We start from the raw sequence: 16898 nt of genomic DNA on the forward strand, positions 1-16898 counted from the left end.
TATTATGTACCTCCGAGCCTGTCCAATATCAGCTCCACCGCTGTATCCATACGGCTTAAAGCCTGCTCCTTAAGCTGGTTACAACGCTGCTCATTTGCTTGCAGTTCGGGTTGTATTTCCGCCTCTGCCTCGGCTTTTGCCCTTTCTAGCATCTCAAGCGCTCGGCTGTGGCTTTCTTTTTCTGACTCATCTATTAAAGCATCAGCCTGCTGCCGGGCCTGTCTTATTATATCGCGCGCATGCTCGGTGGCCTCCTGCTCTATAGCCTCGGCCTCAGCCTCGGCCTGTTTTATATCATCTATGACCTGCAACGCCACTATATCACCATCCCGTTTTTATGATAAATTCCTTACAATATCTTAGTTTATACTATAACAAAGCTGCCGTCAACCCTCGATATGTAAAACTGCAATTCGTGCTTTGGGACTAAAACGAGTGATATAGAGTGATGCAAATGATATAAAGCCGGAGAACTCCTTGAAATATTGCGTAGGTGTACTCAATGAGTGTAGCCCAGAGCAAGCGTAGGTCGGGCATGGACGCGAATTGCCGGCGTTAGCTTGCTCAAGCGAAATGAATTGTAAGTACACAATCATTACGTGATATAAGGCTTGACATATATGCTGAGCGGGCTTTTGAAGCGTAGGACCACAGCAATCTTTGATTGCGTAGTGGTCCAGCTTCACAGACGATAGGTACTACAGTCACAATTATATACAGCAAAATCGATATGGCCACGCTGTTTACCGTTATATGCCGTGCCATATCGCCCATATATACGTAAGCTGCCGTTCCATGAATCATACTGAGCATTGTGGCCAATGCATAATCCCTGAACTTTATATTAGTTAATCCCGAACCATAACTCACAGCGTCCACGGGCAATATCGGCACCACCCTCAACAGGAAAACGGTGCTGAAAGCCTTCTCCTCTCTCACTTGCGCAAAAACATCGGCAGCCTTGCCTTTTAGAGCACGCTCCAGCAGTTTATTGACAAAACCGCTACCGAAATATCTAGCTAATCCAAAGGCTATAAACGTTCCTGCCATGATACCTATATAAGTATATATAGTACCATATACAAAGCCGAATATAAAACCGCCGGCAAAAGAAAATAAGCCGACCGGCAAAAGCGATAACGGCCTCAACGCACATAAAGCCATAAAAACCAACGGCCCCCATGTGCCAAAGGTTTGCAGCGTGCCGCTGAGTTTGTTCGGATCTATGTATTGGCTCACATGATATTTGTTAGCTAGGTATACGCCCGACAAAATCAGCCCCGCCAGTACAATGATACCTATATTTTCTTTCTTTAGCAGTCTTTCCATCATAGATATTACATGCCTTTCTTGTCGCTATTGCCTGATATCAGATACTTTATCTTATCCTTCCATATCAATGGTATGAGCATAGCCGCTACAAATAATATTATGGCAATTATTATTTTTTCAATACTTAATGCCCTTAAGACGGCTCCCATATATACGTAAACAAAAGTGCCCGGCAGTATACCTATGACCGTGCCCAATATAAAATCCCAAACGCTTATTTTCGATAAACCTGCTCCATAACTTATAGCATCAACAGGCAAAATAGGGGTTATGCGAAGCAACATAATTATAATAAAACCATGATCGCTGCTTATCCGATCAAAATTATTCAATTTATCGCCGAAATGGCGCACAATAAAATCACGTCCAAAATATTTAGCTATATAAAAAGCCAATACAGAACCTATAATCACACCTATCGACGTATATATGGTGCCGTAAACGGTACCGAACATAACGCCGGCCAATACCGAAAACAAGCCCACAGGCAGCAACAAAAGCGGCCTTAATACATTTATACCTATAAACACCAACGGCCCCCACGGTCCGGCTGCTTGGACTATTCTCTCCATATTTTCTTCGCTCAAATAGCTTAACAAAGAATATTTATAAATTATAAATGCTGCCAGCGCTACGACAGCTATTAAAACATATAATTTTATATCTTTCCATATAGCGCGCATAAAGCACCCCCCTTTACTCTATTTGTTACTTATGTAACAACATGTTTGAACTGTATCCTTTATTGATGTTCTATATGCTCCAGACCCTGACTAAACAACTGCAGTATATGTTCGTCATCCAATGAATAGAATACCGATTTTCCATCTTTGCGAAATTTAACAAGACGCAAATCCCGCAGAACCCGTAACTGATGCGATATAGCCGACTGCGTCATATTAAGCGCATCGGCTATATCGCAAACGCAAAGCTCGGCGTTTGCCAAAAGATAGAGTATCTTTACGCGCGTAACATCGCCCAATGCCTTGAATATTTCGGCCAGTCCGATTGCCTCCTCATCCGAAAGCATATTGGCTTTTACCGGATCTACTATATCATGGTGCACGCATACTTCTTCACAATCGCCCGTATTATCTATCAACTGTACCATCCTCCTTATTCGGGGGCAAGCCATCTGCCGCCAATGCTTTTTCTATCTCGACACATATATGCTTCAGTCCAAATGGCTGAAGTTTCATTTGAGGCAACGCCTTTAATATTTGATCATACGTCCCCATTATAAGCACGTCGGTCTTATCCACCGAAAGGTCGAGCGCACCATGAGAAACGGCTGCATCTCCTCCTACCGCTAGCATTTCCTGTTTTATTATATTGGCTGCTATAGGGGGGACGTCATTCAGTGTTATCATCAAGTGAATCATTTTTTTAGCCATAATATCGATGGCCAACGGGCTTTTAACCCCTACGCCTTTTAATAATTCCTTTGCTTGAGCCAAATCAATCGACTTTGTCAATGAAACCATATTTATCACTCTTTCTCAAGTTTAGCATTCGCTTTGTTAAGGAAACGCTCTATATTTACTATATACCTTTGATGAACACCCTGGCCTATCATATCATTCTCGTCAAAAGCGCGTACCTTAAACGTTAAGGCACGCCCATTTATCTCTATTAACTCGGCATCGGCTCTGACCTTCATGCCCACAGGTGTAGCAGCAATATGTTCTACCTCTATGCGCGTCCCTACCGTGGCATATCCTTTCGGAAGATGAAGATCCACTGCCGATAGAGCAGCTTTTTCCATAAGAGCTATCATGCTCGGCGTGGCGAAAACGCTTATGGCCCCGCTGCCAAAATTTATAGCGGTATCCTTTTTCGCCACGATGGTCTCTACCGCAGCGCAAAGACCGATCTTAAGATGAAATTCTTGATCCAATTCAGCATAAGTCCTCCATTTGTATATTAACTCCATATATTATAACATAAAAGATAAAAAAAATAGAGGGTTATTTCACCCTCTATCCATATACCGCATTATGCACTGGCGAAAACCTCGTTGAACTCTTGCTCTCCAAGTTTTTCTTTTTCCATCAAAGCCTGCGCTACTTTATGCAATTTATTGATATTGTTGCGCAACAGGTTCTCGGCCTTTTTATAGGATTCCTCAACTATATGCTTTATCTCCCCGTCGACGAGCGCCGCTACCTTTTCACTGTAATTACGATAGCTGCCCAAGTCCCTTCCCAAGAATATCTCTTCTTCCTTGGTGCCCAGCGTTATGGGACCTATGACATCGCTCATGCCATATTCGGTTATCATCTTTCTGGCCAAGCTCGTGGCTTTTTCTATATCATTGGAAGCTCCTGTACTTATATCGTTCATAACCAGGCTCTCTGCAGCGCGTCCGCCCAACAACTCAGTTATACTATCCAACAGTTTTTCCTTGGATACATAATACTGATCCTCACTAGGAAGCGTCATAGTATAGCCTCCGGCCACACCGCGCGGTATTATAGAAACCTCATGTACCGGATCGGCATTAGGCAACAGTTTGGCTACTACGGCGTGACCTGCTTCATGATAGGCCACCAGCTTTTTATCATTCTCGCTAACTATGCGGCTGCGCTTTTCCGGCCCGGCTATAACACGTGTTATAGCTTCTTCTAATTCCTGCATTGTTATAGTTTTTTTACCATTTCTAGCAGCTAATATAGCAGCTTCGTTGAGCATATTCTCTATATCTGCTCCCGTGAAACCCGGCGTACGTTTGGCCAATACTGCCAAATCCACATCAGGCGCCAGCGGTTTGCCTTTTGAGTGAACCTTCATGATCTCCTCGCGGCCTTTTACATCGGGTGCGCCAACTACTATATGACGGTCAAAACGGCCCGGACGCAAAAGAGCCGGATCCAATATATCGGGGCGATTTGTAGCCGCCATCACTATTACGCCCTCATTATCGCTGAAGCCATCCATTTCGACAAGCAACTGATTTAATGTCTGTTCCCTCTCATCGTGGCCGCCGCCCAATCCTGCACCCCTATGGCGTCCTACGGCATCTATCTCATCTATAAACACTATACATGGCGAGTTTTTTTTGGCTTGCTCGAATAAATCGCGCACCCTTGAAGCACCTACGCCAACAAACATCTCGACAAAATCTGAGCCGCTGATGCTGAAGAATGGTACGCCGGCTTCGCCGGCCACCGCCTTTGCCAGTAAAGTTTTGCCCGTTCCTGGCGGTCCTATAAGCAATACGCCCTTAGGTATTCTGGCGCCCAATTCGAGGAACTTTCTAGGATTTTTCAGGAACTCGACCACTTCTTTCAATTCCTGCTTTTCTTCATCTGCGCCTGCAACATCGTTGAAAGTCACCCGTTTTTTGTCATCGGTCTGCATTTTGGCCCTGCTTTTACCGAAAGACATAACCCTATTGCCACCGCCTTGAGCCTGTTGGGCAAATATGAACCAGAATACCAGCATAATAACTATCATGATGATAAAAGGCAACAAACTAAGCCATATGGACGGTTGCGGCTCAGGCGCTGTAGTAAGATTTATAAGCCCCTGCTGTGCCTTTGAATCCACAAAGTCTCCGAATGCCGTCATAAGCATCGGCGGTATATAAGCCTTGAATTGTCTGCCTGTCGTATCATAACGGCCGGTTACTTCATTGCCGGTAATGTTAATGCTAGTTATCTTACCGCTATTTATATCAGTCACTAATGTGGAATATTCTATTTCCAATGGGACCTCGGTTGGCATACCCCATAATTGCGCCATTATAATTATAATAGCTAATATTAATATATAAATACCAGGTCCTCTTAAAAAACGTTGCAATATAAAATCCTCCTTCCCGGATTTACATCTTTGTATCTTAATATTTTAACATCAATACCGGTTAAAATCAATACCCCTGCTCCAATCGCAACACGCTTATATTCGGTAAATTCCGATAGCGCTCATTGTAGTCCAAACCATATCCTACCACGAATTCATCGGGTATGGTAAATCCAATATAATCTACATCCACCTCGGTGAGCCGCTTATCCGGTTTATCAAGCAAGCAGCATATTTTCACACTGCTAGGATTACGAGTGATTATATTATCCACAAGATAATGGAGCGTCAACCCCGTATCTATTATATCCTCTACTATGAGAATATCCTTGCCCTCCACAGACTCGTCCAAATCTTTTAATATTCTCACTATGCCCGATGATTTCGTCGAACTTCCATAACTCGATACCGCTATGAAATCAGTGGTCAAAGGAAGGTCTATAGCCCTTATAAGATCGCTGAAAAACACTATAGCTCCTTTTAATACTCCTATCATCAAGAGGTCCTTATTCTTGTAGTCCTCAGTTATATCACGTCCCAATTCTCTGATGCGCTTTTTAATCTGTTCTTCATCCAGCAAAACACGCTCTAATATCTCCTCCATGCATACCTCCGCTATTCGTTATCACCTGTAGTTTTATATGTCAGCCTCAAAATTCTCCGTGTGGAATCGTTAACCTTGCATGTATCGCTTAATCTGTGGCCTATAACCCACAATATCTCATGATCCGATGCTATAAGAGGGATGCTGTCCCTGTATATCCTCGGTATCTTTTCATCGATAAAGTATTCTTTGAGCTTCTTATGGCCATTGCCGCCTATAGGCATAAAGCGATCGCCCGGTCTTCTATTACGTATATATATTGGAAAATGCACTTTATCCGCATCCATATATGCAACAGATACATTAGAATTGTAATCTGTAATATCGCTTTTGTCAATAATAGAACTTGATAGAATAACTTGACCATTTTTTACATAAGTATCGCCGGGAACCGATATAGTATGGCAAAAAGGTTCCGACATAACCCGAACAGCGCATTTCAGGTATATATACACCTTATCATTTCCGCGCTCGACCATAATATCAGCGGGCAAGGTCAGTTTCTGACCGACGCAGCCCTGCTCGATATATGCCATGAGTTGCTCTATATGCAGATATTCTATGCTGTCAGCATCGCCTTTAAGCTTGGATATAATATATCTTAACAATCGGCGCTGCAAAGCTTTATGGAGGGCTTCAAAATCATGTATATGCAATACAGCTATATCATCGTCCATATGAACCGACCTTTTAAAGGACTCATCGACACACATACTTAAAAATTCATTGTCATCGCTTAATATATGAGACATGCGCACCAAAGAGTCTACTATATTGGGGTTGAAATTTTGGCCTAAAAACGGTATGAGTTTCAGTCGTATACGATTGCGCATATAACTCGTATCGTCATTTGTATAATCGCGGCGAGGAATCATGCCTGCGGCGGCGCAATATGCCTCTATATCGGCCCGGGATACATCCAGAAGGGGGCGGATTATATCACCGCGCACCGGCCTTATGCCTACCAAACCATCCAAGCCGCTACCCCTCAATATATGCAAAAGTATCGTCTCGGCATTGTCGTCTTTATTATGTGCAACCGCTATGCTGTTGCAGCCTCTATACCTGCATATTTGTCTGAAAAAGTCATATCTTATGATACGACCTGCCTGCTCTTGCGATAAACCATGCTCTTTTGCATACGACGGTACATCGCAATGTTTTACATATACCGGCAACCCCATGCGCTGTGCCATCGAAACGACATATTGCGCGTCTTCTAGCGATTGCCGAGCCCTCATGCCATGCTCCACATGCGCCACTATAAGCTCTGCATCTAGTTTGTCGGACAGACTCATCAATATATGCAGCAAGGCCGACGAATCCGGACCGCCCGATACACCCACCACTATTTTTTGGCCTGGCTGTATCATTTTATATTTCATTATATAGGACATCACCCTATTTTGAACCGACGATAAAACATCATTGTCCTGCAATATATAAAAATCCTCACTAATTATATCAAATGATATTTTAAATCAATGTCAGCCAATTTGCAATAGACAAAAAAGCGAACAATGCGGCCGCTGCCAGTGCAATATTTATTATTTCATCTATTCGGTCATTTCCGGATGGTTGATCATACATATCGAGCGCATTCATTGCATTATAAAATTGTTGCAATGTATCGTATCCCCCCTTTAAGCCCGCAATCAGGATATTTTTTACTCCAATCGGACATTTGGCACGTCTTATATCCGCTAAAACCTCATCTATAGATACATTTACAGGGCTGTACGATTTACCCATTATTAGCACCATCATGACCATCGATATTGCAAATACCATATATCTTTGATCAGCCATACGCTGGCCGACGCCCCAACTCGCTATATCATAAGTCGGAGTGAATTCTTTCACAGTGGCGCCGGCTTCGGTGAGGCTGCTCCAATCTATCGATATAATCCTTCGGTTAGCTGTATCCACCATCACATTTTCCGGCTTTATATCGGTCAGGCAGTATCCTTTCTGCCACACCTTGCTCATCAAAAAAGCTAATATACACCCTAAGTGCACGGCTACAGCATATGAGCATTTGCCTGCTCGTATATAATGGCTTAGGTCATATCCTTCTATATATTCGAGCACAAGAAATGTGTAGCCATGCCACTCATCCAACTCTATCACCTCAGGTACCATAGATAAGCATGCCATATCGGTCAGCGAATGATATTCGTATATCAAATCCTCTCCCTCGCAGGAGATTTTCAAAGCCACTTTTTTGCCGTCATCTACGCGCCGCGCCAAAAAGACGCTGCCCGTACCTCCGCGCCCCAATAGCTTGAGCACCTCATAACATCGATTGTGCCAGCGTCCACATATATCAGAACCTAAATGTATATCTTCCATTTCAAACAAAAAGCGGCTGCTCATCGTTCAATATATAGGATATAGCTGCATTGATGGCATGAGCGGTAGGCGTGTTTCCTCGGTGCTTTAATTCATTTAAGTACCCCTTCAACAATTCCACATCGTCAGTAAAAGGACAAATCATCTGATAATGGCTGCCACTTTGCCCGGGAAATGCGATAACCGCCAGATTGCTGCCGGCTCTTCTTGCCTTAAACGAAGCCAGTAAATCGAGTATGGCAGCACGAGCTGTTTTGAGCTTGACTGCCATACTATTGCTGCAATCCACCAGTATAACGCATCTTAACAGCGTTTCATCGGCAAGGGTATCAACATATCGTACCAAAGGCAGTCTCATAGCCGGCTCTATATCCAACATATCCGATCCCACTATTTTTTTGACTTGAGCGTTCACGATATTCTCCAGCGTATTATGCATTGATCTGTAAGTTACTGTGCACATGGTGGCCGACAGCATATCAAGCGGTACCATCTGCCATGTGCCATTCCCCGCTAAAGCTATTGCTTTTATCTCGTCGCTCGATAGCACATCGTTATCGCCATCTATAATACCTACGGCATTTACGGTTATACCGTTTTGAGCGGCATAGGCCGCCGCTCTGGCCGGGTCCCCTCCGACATTGGATCGCCCATCGGTGATGAGCAGAATTTGCTTCATTTCCATATCTTTCACCTCCAATAGCATATATAGTATTTTTTACCATAGATGCTATATCTATTCAACCGAGATGAAAGATTATTTACTTTCCCATAATCGTGAAACCAATACTGTCATATCGTCCTCAGGAAAGTCCTGTTCCGCTTCTTCCAACACGTTATATAATATGCGCTCTGCCATTTCTTGAGGATTGGGAGTCACAATATTTTCTATAAGGTCGGCCAGCCATCTCTCCTTATCCTCTACTTCTTTATTTGCATCCAATACGCCGTCGGTAATCATTATTATAAAATCACCGCTTCTGAATTTGCGTTTTATGCTATCAAATTCCACATCAGCCACTATACCTATGGGCAGTGACGTAGAGCGAACTATCTCTACTTTATCGTTGCTTTTTATAAACGATGGACATGCCCCTATCTTTATAAACTCCGCTGCTCCCTCTATCATATCCAGCAAACATATGTCCATGGTCGCAAACATCTCGCCGGGATCGCGCAGCATTAATACAGAATTTATGGTCTTTATGATGAGATTTTTCTCAAATCCGACCTCCAGCATCTGTTCCAGTAAGGATATAGCAGTCAGGCTTTCAGCCGCCGCCTTTTGTCCTGTACCCATGCCATCGCTTACAGCCATGATATATTTGCCGTTTTTGAAAGGCATAAAGGTGTAATTATCCCCGCATATCGCTGCCCCATGTCTTACTCTATGGGCCACTCCGGTGACAATATTAAAGCGTTCGGCTTCCACCAGACGTATGACGCACTCAGTCCGGTCACTACCGATATAAGTACTGCTTCTGACCATAAAATCTTTATTCAGCGTTGTAGATACAATGCCGCTTACACGATGTGCACATGAAAGATTATCATCGCATTGTCTGCACGTCAACTCTATCTCAAGTTTGCTGTCCCTGTTTTGCGTAACCACCGCGTTGCTCACCCTTATACCTTTTTGATCCAGTGCTACCATGATCGCATCCTCTATAGCGCTGTCAAAGTTCATATAAATATCTATATCAGACGCCAGCTCGGCTATAACCTCGGACATGCCAGCCAGTTGCTCTGACACCAGCTTTCGGCTTTGCTCCATAACCTGCTGGCATTTATAATCAAAACCGTTGTTGGCATACATTTGTTCCATTGCTCGTTTTATTTCGCTTACATGAGGACATTTTCTGCGCAAATCCATTAATATGCTGCTCTTTTTTATTTTGCCTTTGTCTTCGGCTATTTTCATCAATGTGAGCATATTTTGATATGTATCATAGGGTTGTTGTTCCCAGCATTGTTTATAGGAAGAGCAATACCGACATATTTTGCCGGTCGTCATATTTAGTATATCTGATACATTTTGCTGGCGCAAGTCGTCGATATCTTGTTTGTTTGTGTCAAAAGTGCGAGCCAATTCATCGAACATTTTGGCAAAACCCATCAGCCGCCTGTTTAAAAACTCCTTTATCTTGCTTATATAATCCTTTTGTGCCTCCAGCCTGTAGAAACCCGTATATTCCTTCAAGAACTCTATAGCCCTACGTGGAAGTGCTATCAATATAACACCGGCTATGATGATATCTTCAAACGGCATTATAACAGCTGAAGAGCCGTTCATATAATAGGTCAATATGGCATTGCCTATTATAAAACCAGCTATAGAACCCCACCGCCCCAGATGGTTGAATACGCCGGCCAACATACCGCAAAATCCCAGATCGGCTATGGCATAGCTCGGTATAGAACCCGAAAGCGACATTATAATGCCGACAGTAATGCCCAACGAAGAGCCTACGCCTGTACCCCATATATACCCCAAAGCCATGACCGTGAACAGGCTTATCACATTTTTCAGCGATATATCCCATAATCTTATATCGAAAAAACCTTCTACTACTAACGCTATAATAATTCCCAGAGTTATTATCTCTTCAGATGAGAGTATGCGTCGGCGAGCAGGCATAAAGAGTACGTTCTGCACATTTTTAAATATGAAGATAAATATAAAGGTTATAAGGGCATCGCTTAGCGCCAGAAACATATTGTATAATGTGATGCCCTTAAAAACATCGAATACAATATGCGATATGAGCACGCATATCAAAGCCGATACGGCGGTACGCCATGTGGTCGAATGCTCGTCCAACTTTGAACGCTCATTTTCGACATAAAGATGGAACGCCATATACAACAGAGCTATGGCCAATATGTACTTAAAAGAATCTACGTCAAAGCGGGCTGTCAGTATTCCGGTGGCGGCAGCTATCCCAAATATAACATCGCGCCTGTAAAACGCAAATACTACAGCCAGAAAGGCTATGCTAAAAGGCATTAAATATTCTATGATGGATACCCTGCCTATAAAGAACGTCGCAAATAATATAATGGTTTCATGCCATGATATATTAAAAGTCGCTTTCCTTATATCACGGCTTTTATACAAATCGCGTTTATACAAAGCTGCTTGTCCTTTGCCTATCATAAATACCACCATCCATATAACCTATTTTCAAGACAAAGGATATTATAACAGATCATAGACTGTATTGTTTGTCATTACTTGGCGTTGAATAATAGAAGTTTTTATCATAATATGCGTTAATCGAATATGAAAGGACAAAAAAATAGCGGTCAAAGACCGCTTTGTCAGTACTTTATGGTGACCCCGACGGGACTCGAACCCATGTTACCACCGTGAAAGGGTGGTGTCCTAACCGCTAGACCACGGGGCCATTATTGTCGGCATTCTTCATCACCGAGCCGACAATGGATATTATACAATATGGGCTACAAAAATACAAGGTTTAAACCAAAAAATTTTTATGCACCCATTTGCTGTTTGGCCACTTCTACTAATTGGCTAAACGCCTTGCTGTCGTTTACGGCCATTTCAGCCAGCATTTTTCTATTTATCTCTACTCCGGCTTTCTTAAGGCCGTTTATAAGTTTACTATAGGATAAGCCGTTCATGCGAGATGCGGCATTTATACGCGCTATCCAGAGCCTGCGGAAATCGCGCTTGCGCAGTTTACGGCCGACATAAGCATATGCCAGTGCTTTCATAACAGCTTCATTAGCTGCTTTATACTGCTTGCTTTTCCCGCCCCAGTAACCTTTAGCCAATTTTAATATTTTTTTATGCTTTCTGTGGGTGGTTACACCCGATTTTACTCTAGCCATTTATAACGTATCCTCCTTTCGCTGATTAAAATTCGTTCTATTTATATGGCAAAAGCTCTTTCGTATTCTTCTGATCAGCATCGCTCATATAGCCTGTCTTGCGTAGATTTCTTTTACGCTTGGTGGTCTTTTTTGTCAGTATATGGCTTCTATAAGCCTTACCCCTCTTGATCTTACCGCTGGCCGTAACGCGAAAGCGTTTGGCAGCGCCCCTGTGCGTCTTCATTTTAGGCATATACAAATCCTCCTTTCAAAAATCACTTCACATCAGCTTTTGGCGTCAGTATCATCAGCATATTCCTTCCATCCATCTGCGGGGCTTTTTCTATTATCCCCACTTCAGCTACTTTCTCGGCAAAATTTTTCAATATTTCAGCGGCTATAGCCGGATGAGTTATCTGCCTGCCTCTGAACCTCACTGTCACCTTTACCTTATCGCCGTTTTTAAGGAACTTTATAGCATTCTTTATCTTCACATCTATATCGTGTTCCTCTATAGTAGTGGAAAGCCTGATTTCCTTGATGTCTATTATCCTTTGATTCCTCTTAGCTTCCTTTTCTTGTTTGATGGCTTCATACCTATACTTACCATAGTCCATTATCCTGCATACAGGTGGAGTAGCCTGAGGAGCCACATTTACGAGATCCAACTGCTTTCTCTGCGCCAATTCCAGCGCCTGCCGAAGCGGCATAATGCCTAACTGTTTACCGTCCACATCGACTACACGGACCTCTTTTTCCCGTATCTCCTCATTTACCATCAAATCTTTAAAAATAATGCTTCACCTCCGAAAATTTAGGAGCCTCCCTTACTTACCCAATACATCTATGCCGGCGCTATACGCTTACTTAATAATAAGCAAAAATAAAAGCGGGTATATACTACCCACTTTATATAACGCTTACATTCTATAAATAACCTTTTAGCGCCAGCCGAAAGGTGAGAAGTGGATAGCTTCTTCTTTACGTCAATTATCTTATCATATAAACCATACATCAGTCAATGGCTTTTTTCGATTTTATTTCAGCTTCTATGAGGTTTTCGAAATCATCCACGCTCATGTTCCCCATATCGCCCTTGGTGCGAGAGCGCACCGACACCGCGGCGTTTTCCACCTCTTTATCGCCTATAACCAGCATATATGGCACTTTCTCTATCTGGGCCGCTCTTATCTTATAGCCTATTTTCTCATTGCGGTTATCGAGCTCGGTGCGTATATCCAGTTCTTCCAATCGCATTTGTAAACTGCGTGCATATTCGAGTGAACGATCCGTTATTGGTAAAATTTTTACCTGAACGGGTGCCAGCCATGTTGGGAAAGCGCCGGCATAATGTTCAGTCAATATAGCAATGAACCGTTCTATGCTTCCAAATATAACGCGGTGCAGCATAACCGGACGGTGCTTTTCGCTATCCTCACCTATATATGTCAAGTCAAAGCGCTCAGGCATCTGGAAATCAAGCTGTATAGTACCGCATTGCCATGTTCTTCCTATACTATCTTCCAGGTGAAAATCTATCTTAGGCCCGTAAAACGCGCCATCGCCTTCATTCACCTTATAATCCAAGCCCTTCTTTTCCAACGCCACTTTAAGCGCCTCAGTGGCCATCTCCCATTGTTCGTCGGTGCCCATGGAATCTTCCGGGCGCGTAGACAACTCTACATGATACTTAAAACCAAACAGATTATAGAAATAATCTATCAGGTCTATAACACCTATTATCTCATCGGTTACCTGCGACGGCAACATGAATATATGAGCGTCATCCTGGGTAAAGCAGCGCACGCGCATAAGCCCATGCAGCACACCGGATTTTTCGTGGCGATGCACAAGGCCTAATTCGCACAAGCGTATGGGAAGCTCTTTATAGCTGTGCATGGTTCGCTTATAAATTATCATGCTGCCCGGACAATTCATAGGTTTTATGGCGTAATCCTGGTCGTCTATTTTGGTAAAATACATATTATCTTTATAATGGTCCCAATGGCCCGACTGTACCCACAGCTCTTTATTCAATATTATGGGCGTTTTTATCTCCTCATAGCCGTGTTTCCTATGCTCTTTGCGCCAGAAATCTTCTAACATATTGCGTATGATCATGCCTTTTGGATGGAAAAACGGAAAACCCGGCCCTTCCTCATGAAGGCTGAAAAGATCCAGTTCCTGCCCCAATTTTCTATGGTCGCGTTGCTTGGCTTCTTCTATGCGAGCCAGATATTCATCCAGCATGCTTTTCTTAGGAAATGAGATACCATATATGCGCTGCAGCATCTTATTATGCTCATCTCCTCGCCAATATGCCCCTGCAACGCTGAGCAGCTTCACCGCCTTGACTTTACCGGTAGACGGTATATGGGGTCCAGCGCAGAGATCCACAAACTCCCCTTGCTTATAGAATGATATTACGGCGTTCTCGGGCAGAGCCTCTATAAGTTCTACCTTGTATGGCTGGTTTCTTTCCCGCATAAATTTTATAGCTTGGTCCCGCGGTAATTCAAAACGCTCCAGCAACAAATCCTCTTTTATTATCTTTCGCATTTCTTCTTCTATACTGATTAAATCCTCAGGTGTAAAAGGCTTATCGATATCGAAATCATAATAAAAGCCGTTGTCTATGGCTGGTCCTATCGCCAGTTTTGCCTCAGGGAAAAGCCTCAATACAGCCTGCGCCATTATATGGGATGTAGTATGCCAATAGGCTTTTTTACCGCCTTCATCATCGAAGGTCAACAATGCCAAGTCGGCATCTTCGTAAATCGGCATGTTCAAATCCATTACCTGCCCGTTCACAAGTGCGGCCAATGCCTCTCTCGCAAGCCCCGCGCTTATATCGGCCGCTATTTGAGCCGGCGTAATACCTTCGCTATATTCTTTAATCGACCCATCTTTTAGCTTTATCTTTATCAAACAAATTCCTCCCTACATGCAAAAACTTTATCAAAAAAGCCCTCATCCCTCAAGCAGGGACGAGAGCTTATTCCCGTGGTTCCACCCTTATGGATACATATGTATCCTCTCATTATGCCCTAACGCCGGCCTGTCAATCACATTTTAGCCGGCGCTTGTATGCCGAGCAGGCTCAAGCCAATGCGTATAACCTGAGCTGTAGCATATACCAGCGTAAGCCTTGCCTTTTGCAGCTCATCATCGTCTACTATAACCATATGGTTTTTATAGAATTTATTGAAAGCCTGCGCTATATCTATCGTATGTCGTGCCACAATAGACGGCTCATTAGCCTGACATGCGGCTTCTATGGCTTCCGGAAAGCGAGCCAACAGATCTATCAACTCCAGCGCCTCATCTTCGGTAAGTAGATCGCCTACTACTTCACCGTTTATTGTCTGCGTCGCCTTTGCCAATATACTCATAGCCCGCGCATGAGCATATTGCACATACGGACCGGTTTCTCCGTCGAAATTGAGCACTTGATCCCATGAGAATACTATGTCCTTTATACGGTTATTTATGAGGTCATGGAATACAACCGCCCCGATGCCAACCTGTTTTGCTACATCCTCTTTGTTCTCCAAACCCGGATTTTTCTCTTTTATTATATCAAGTGTTCTATCCACAGCCTTTTGCAACACATCTTCGAGGAAAACAACGCGTCCTTTGCGCGTAGAGAGCGTGCCTTCTTCCATGCTCACCATCCCGAAAGGAACGTGAAACAGCTTGTCATACCAATCAAAACCCATAAGCTCTATAACCTTAAACCATTGCCTGAAATGCAGGTCCTGTTGATAGGCCACCACATACAGGCATTTATCGAAGTCAAATGTCTCTTTGCGATATATGGCCGCTGTTATATCCCTCGTGGCATAAAGCGTAGTACCATCGGTTTTCTTTATCATGCACGGCGGCATATCATATTGGCTTAAATCCACAACAAGTGCTCCCTGGCTTTCTGTCAACAAGCCCTTCTCTTGGAGCAATTCCACCACCCTGTCCATTTTATCGTTATAAAAGCTTTCACCGGTATAATAATCAAATTTAACGCCGAGCATGTCATATATCTTATTGAATTCGCGCAAGCTCAAATCCTTAAACCAGCGCCATAAGCTGAGAGCCTCCTCATCACCGTCCTCCATACGTTTGAACCACAGCCGCGCCTCGTCTTCCAGTGAGGGATCTTTTTCGGCTTCATCATGAAATCTTACGTATATATCTAATAAGGCTTTTATAGGCTCTTTCTCCAGATCATCTTTTATTCCCCAGTGTTTATAGGCTGTTATAAGCTTGCCGAATTGAGTGCCCCAATCCCCAAGATGGTTTATGCCTATGCATTTATAGCCCAAAAATTCATATATTTTATAGAGCGAATTCCCTATAACGGTAGAACGCAGATGACCTATATGAAAGGGCTTGGCTATATTGGGAGCCGAAAAATCAATGCATACGACACTTCCGTTCCCCTTATCGGATGAACCATAATGCTCACCTTTATTTAAAATATCTTCTAATACTGTTTGGGCTAATACAGCCCTGTTAAAAAAGAAATTGACATAAGCACCCTTGGTTTCTATCCGTTCAATAAAATTCGGTTTTTTTATATTATCAGCGATTTCCTGTGCAATGAACTGAGGATTCTTTCGCATGGTTTTAGCTAATTTAAAGCACGGAAAGGCTCGGTCGCCCAACTGCCTATCCGGCGGTATCTCCAACATATCGCTTATCTCTTGAGCAGGTAAATGCGTAATAGCGCTTAATTCTTCAGCCAGTTGTATATCAAAAATCATTATGTTACGCCGTCAAACGGCTCTCTCCTCCTAGCATCATATATCTATATGTCGTACTCACCGATTTATTATAACATTTGCCTACGCGATAGACAAGCATATGCAGTCATAGAAAAATAAAAAAAGACCGGGCAACGGCCTACTCTCCCAAGCGGTTTCCCGCTTAGTACCATCGGCGCTGAAGGGCTTAACTTCTGTGTTCGGAATGG

General features: G+C 43.3%; 17 protein-coding genes, 1 tRNA gene, 1 rRNA gene and 1 other annotated feature. All 19 genes read right to left on the minus strand.

The genetic code is table 11. From position 1 onward, the window contains the following. Positions 1-2: 2 nt before the first annotated feature. Positions 3-317 (minus strand): hypothetical protein, encoded by a 315-nt coding sequence (locus tag JG770_RS08195; RefSeq protein WP_291957590.1) that lies wholly within the window; start codon positions 315-317, stop codon positions 3-5. 247 nt (positions 318-564) lie between these two features. Next, positions 565-1332: a TVP38/TMEM64 family protein gene (locus JG770_RS08200; protein ID WP_291957592.1), complete on the minus strand. Its 768-nt coding sequence runs from the start codon at positions 1330-1332 to the stop codon at positions 565-567. 5 nt (positions 1333-1337) lie between these two features. Further along, a complete protein-coding gene (locus JG770_RS08205; protein ID WP_291957595.1) occupies positions 1338-2015 on the minus strand; it encodes a TVP38/TMEM64 family protein in 678 nt (225 codons plus the stop codon). A 59-nt stretch (positions 2016-2074) separates the two neighbouring features. Next, on the minus strand, positions 2075-2434 hold the full coding sequence (locus JG770_RS08210) for a metalloregulator ArsR/SmtB family transcription factor (protein WP_363320977.1): 360 nt from the start codon (positions 2432-2434) through the stop codon (positions 2075-2077). Next, positions 2424-2816 carry a hypothetical protein gene (locus tag JG770_RS08215; protein WP_291957600.1) on the minus strand — a complete coding sequence of 131 codons (393 nt, stop codon included), beginning with the start codon at positions 2814-2816 and terminating at the stop codon, positions 2424-2426. The genes JG770_RS08210 and JG770_RS08215 overlap by 11 nt, the downstream gene beginning before the upstream one ends. 5 nt (positions 2817-2821) lie before the next feature. After that, positions 2822-3265 carry a thioesterase family protein gene (locus JG770_RS08220; protein ID WP_363320978.1) on the minus strand — a complete coding sequence of 148 codons (444 nt, stop codon included), beginning with the start codon at positions 3263-3265 and terminating at the stop codon, positions 2822-2824. 62 nt (positions 3266-3327) lie between these two features. Further along, entirely contained in the window at positions 3328-5136 is a 1809-nt protein-coding gene (gene ftsH / locus JG770_RS08225) for an ATP-dependent zinc metalloprotease FtsH (protein WP_291957605.1), read from the minus strand. 67 nt (positions 5137-5203) lie between these two features. Then, a complete protein-coding gene (gene hpt / locus JG770_RS08230; RefSeq protein WP_291957608.1) occupies positions 5204-5740 on the minus strand; it encodes a hypoxanthine phosphoribosyltransferase in 537 nt (178 codons plus the stop codon). A gap of 11 nt (positions 5741-5751) precedes the next feature. Then, on the minus strand, positions 5752-7125 hold the full coding sequence (tilS, locus tag JG770_RS08235; protein ID WP_291957610.1) for a tRNA lysidine(34) synthetase TilS: 1374 nt from the start codon (positions 7123-7125) through the stop codon (positions 5752-5754). A 91-nt stretch (positions 7126-7216) separates the two neighbouring features. Next, positions 7217-8092, minus strand: coding sequence for a hypothetical protein (locus tag JG770_RS08240; protein ID WP_291957632.1), 876 nt, complete (start codon positions 8090-8092; stop codon positions 7217-7219). A gap of 1 nt (position 8093) precedes the next feature. Beyond that, positions 8094-8777 (minus strand): VWA domain-containing protein, encoded by a 684-nt coding sequence (locus tag JG770_RS08245; protein WP_291957614.1) that lies wholly within the window; start codon positions 8775-8777, stop codon positions 8094-8096. 72 nt (positions 8778-8849) lie between these two features. After that, the gene (gene spoIIE / locus JG770_RS08250; protein WP_291957617.1) at positions 8850-11249 is read right to left on the minus strand and encodes a stage II sporulation protein E; all 2400 of its coding nucleotides are present in this window, start codon (positions 11247-11249) and stop codon (positions 8850-8852) included. A gap of 175 nt (positions 11250-11424) precedes the next feature. Beyond that, positions 11425-11499, minus strand: a tRNA-Glu gene (locus tag JG770_RS08255). An 88-nt stretch (positions 11500-11587) separates the two neighbouring features. Further along, positions 11588-11947 (minus strand): 50S ribosomal protein L20, encoded by a 360-nt coding sequence (gene rplT, locus JG770_RS08260; protein WP_291957618.1) that lies wholly within the window; start codon positions 11945-11947, stop codon positions 11588-11590. Between the two features lie 37 nt (positions 11948-11984). Further along, positions 11985-12182, minus strand: a complete 198-nt coding sequence (gene rpmI / locus JG770_RS08265) for a 50S ribosomal protein L35 (protein ID WP_291957620.1) — start codon at positions 12180-12182, stop codon at positions 11985-11987. 22 nt (positions 12183-12204) lie between these two features. Further along, the gene (gene infC, locus JG770_RS08270; RefSeq protein WP_363320980.1) at positions 12205-12708 is read right to left on the minus strand and encodes a translation initiation factor IF-3; all 504 of its coding nucleotides are present in this window, start codon (positions 12706-12708) and stop codon (positions 12205-12207) included. A gap of 96 nt (positions 12709-12804) precedes the next feature. After that, positions 12805-12917, minus strand: a sequence feature (ribosomal protein L20 leader region). 26 nt (positions 12918-12943) lie between these two features. Further along, a complete protein-coding gene (thrS, locus tag JG770_RS08275; protein ID WP_363320979.1) occupies positions 12944-14857 on the minus strand; it encodes a threonine--tRNA ligase in 1914 nt (637 codons plus the stop codon). Between the two features lie 137 nt (positions 14858-14994). Next, positions 14995-16689 carry an arginine--tRNA ligase gene (gene argS, locus JG770_RS08280; RefSeq protein ID WP_291957624.1) on the minus strand — a complete coding sequence of 565 codons (1695 nt, stop codon included), beginning with the start codon at positions 16687-16689 and terminating at the stop codon, positions 14995-14997. Between the two features lie 126 nt (positions 16690-16815). Next, positions 16816-16898 (minus strand): 5S ribosomal RNA (gene rrf / locus JG770_RS08285); the annotation flags it as partial.

This window comes from Mahella sp. (assembly GCF_020054945.1).
Classification (GTDB): Bacteria; Bacillota; Clostridia; order Mahellales; family Mahellaceae; genus Mahella.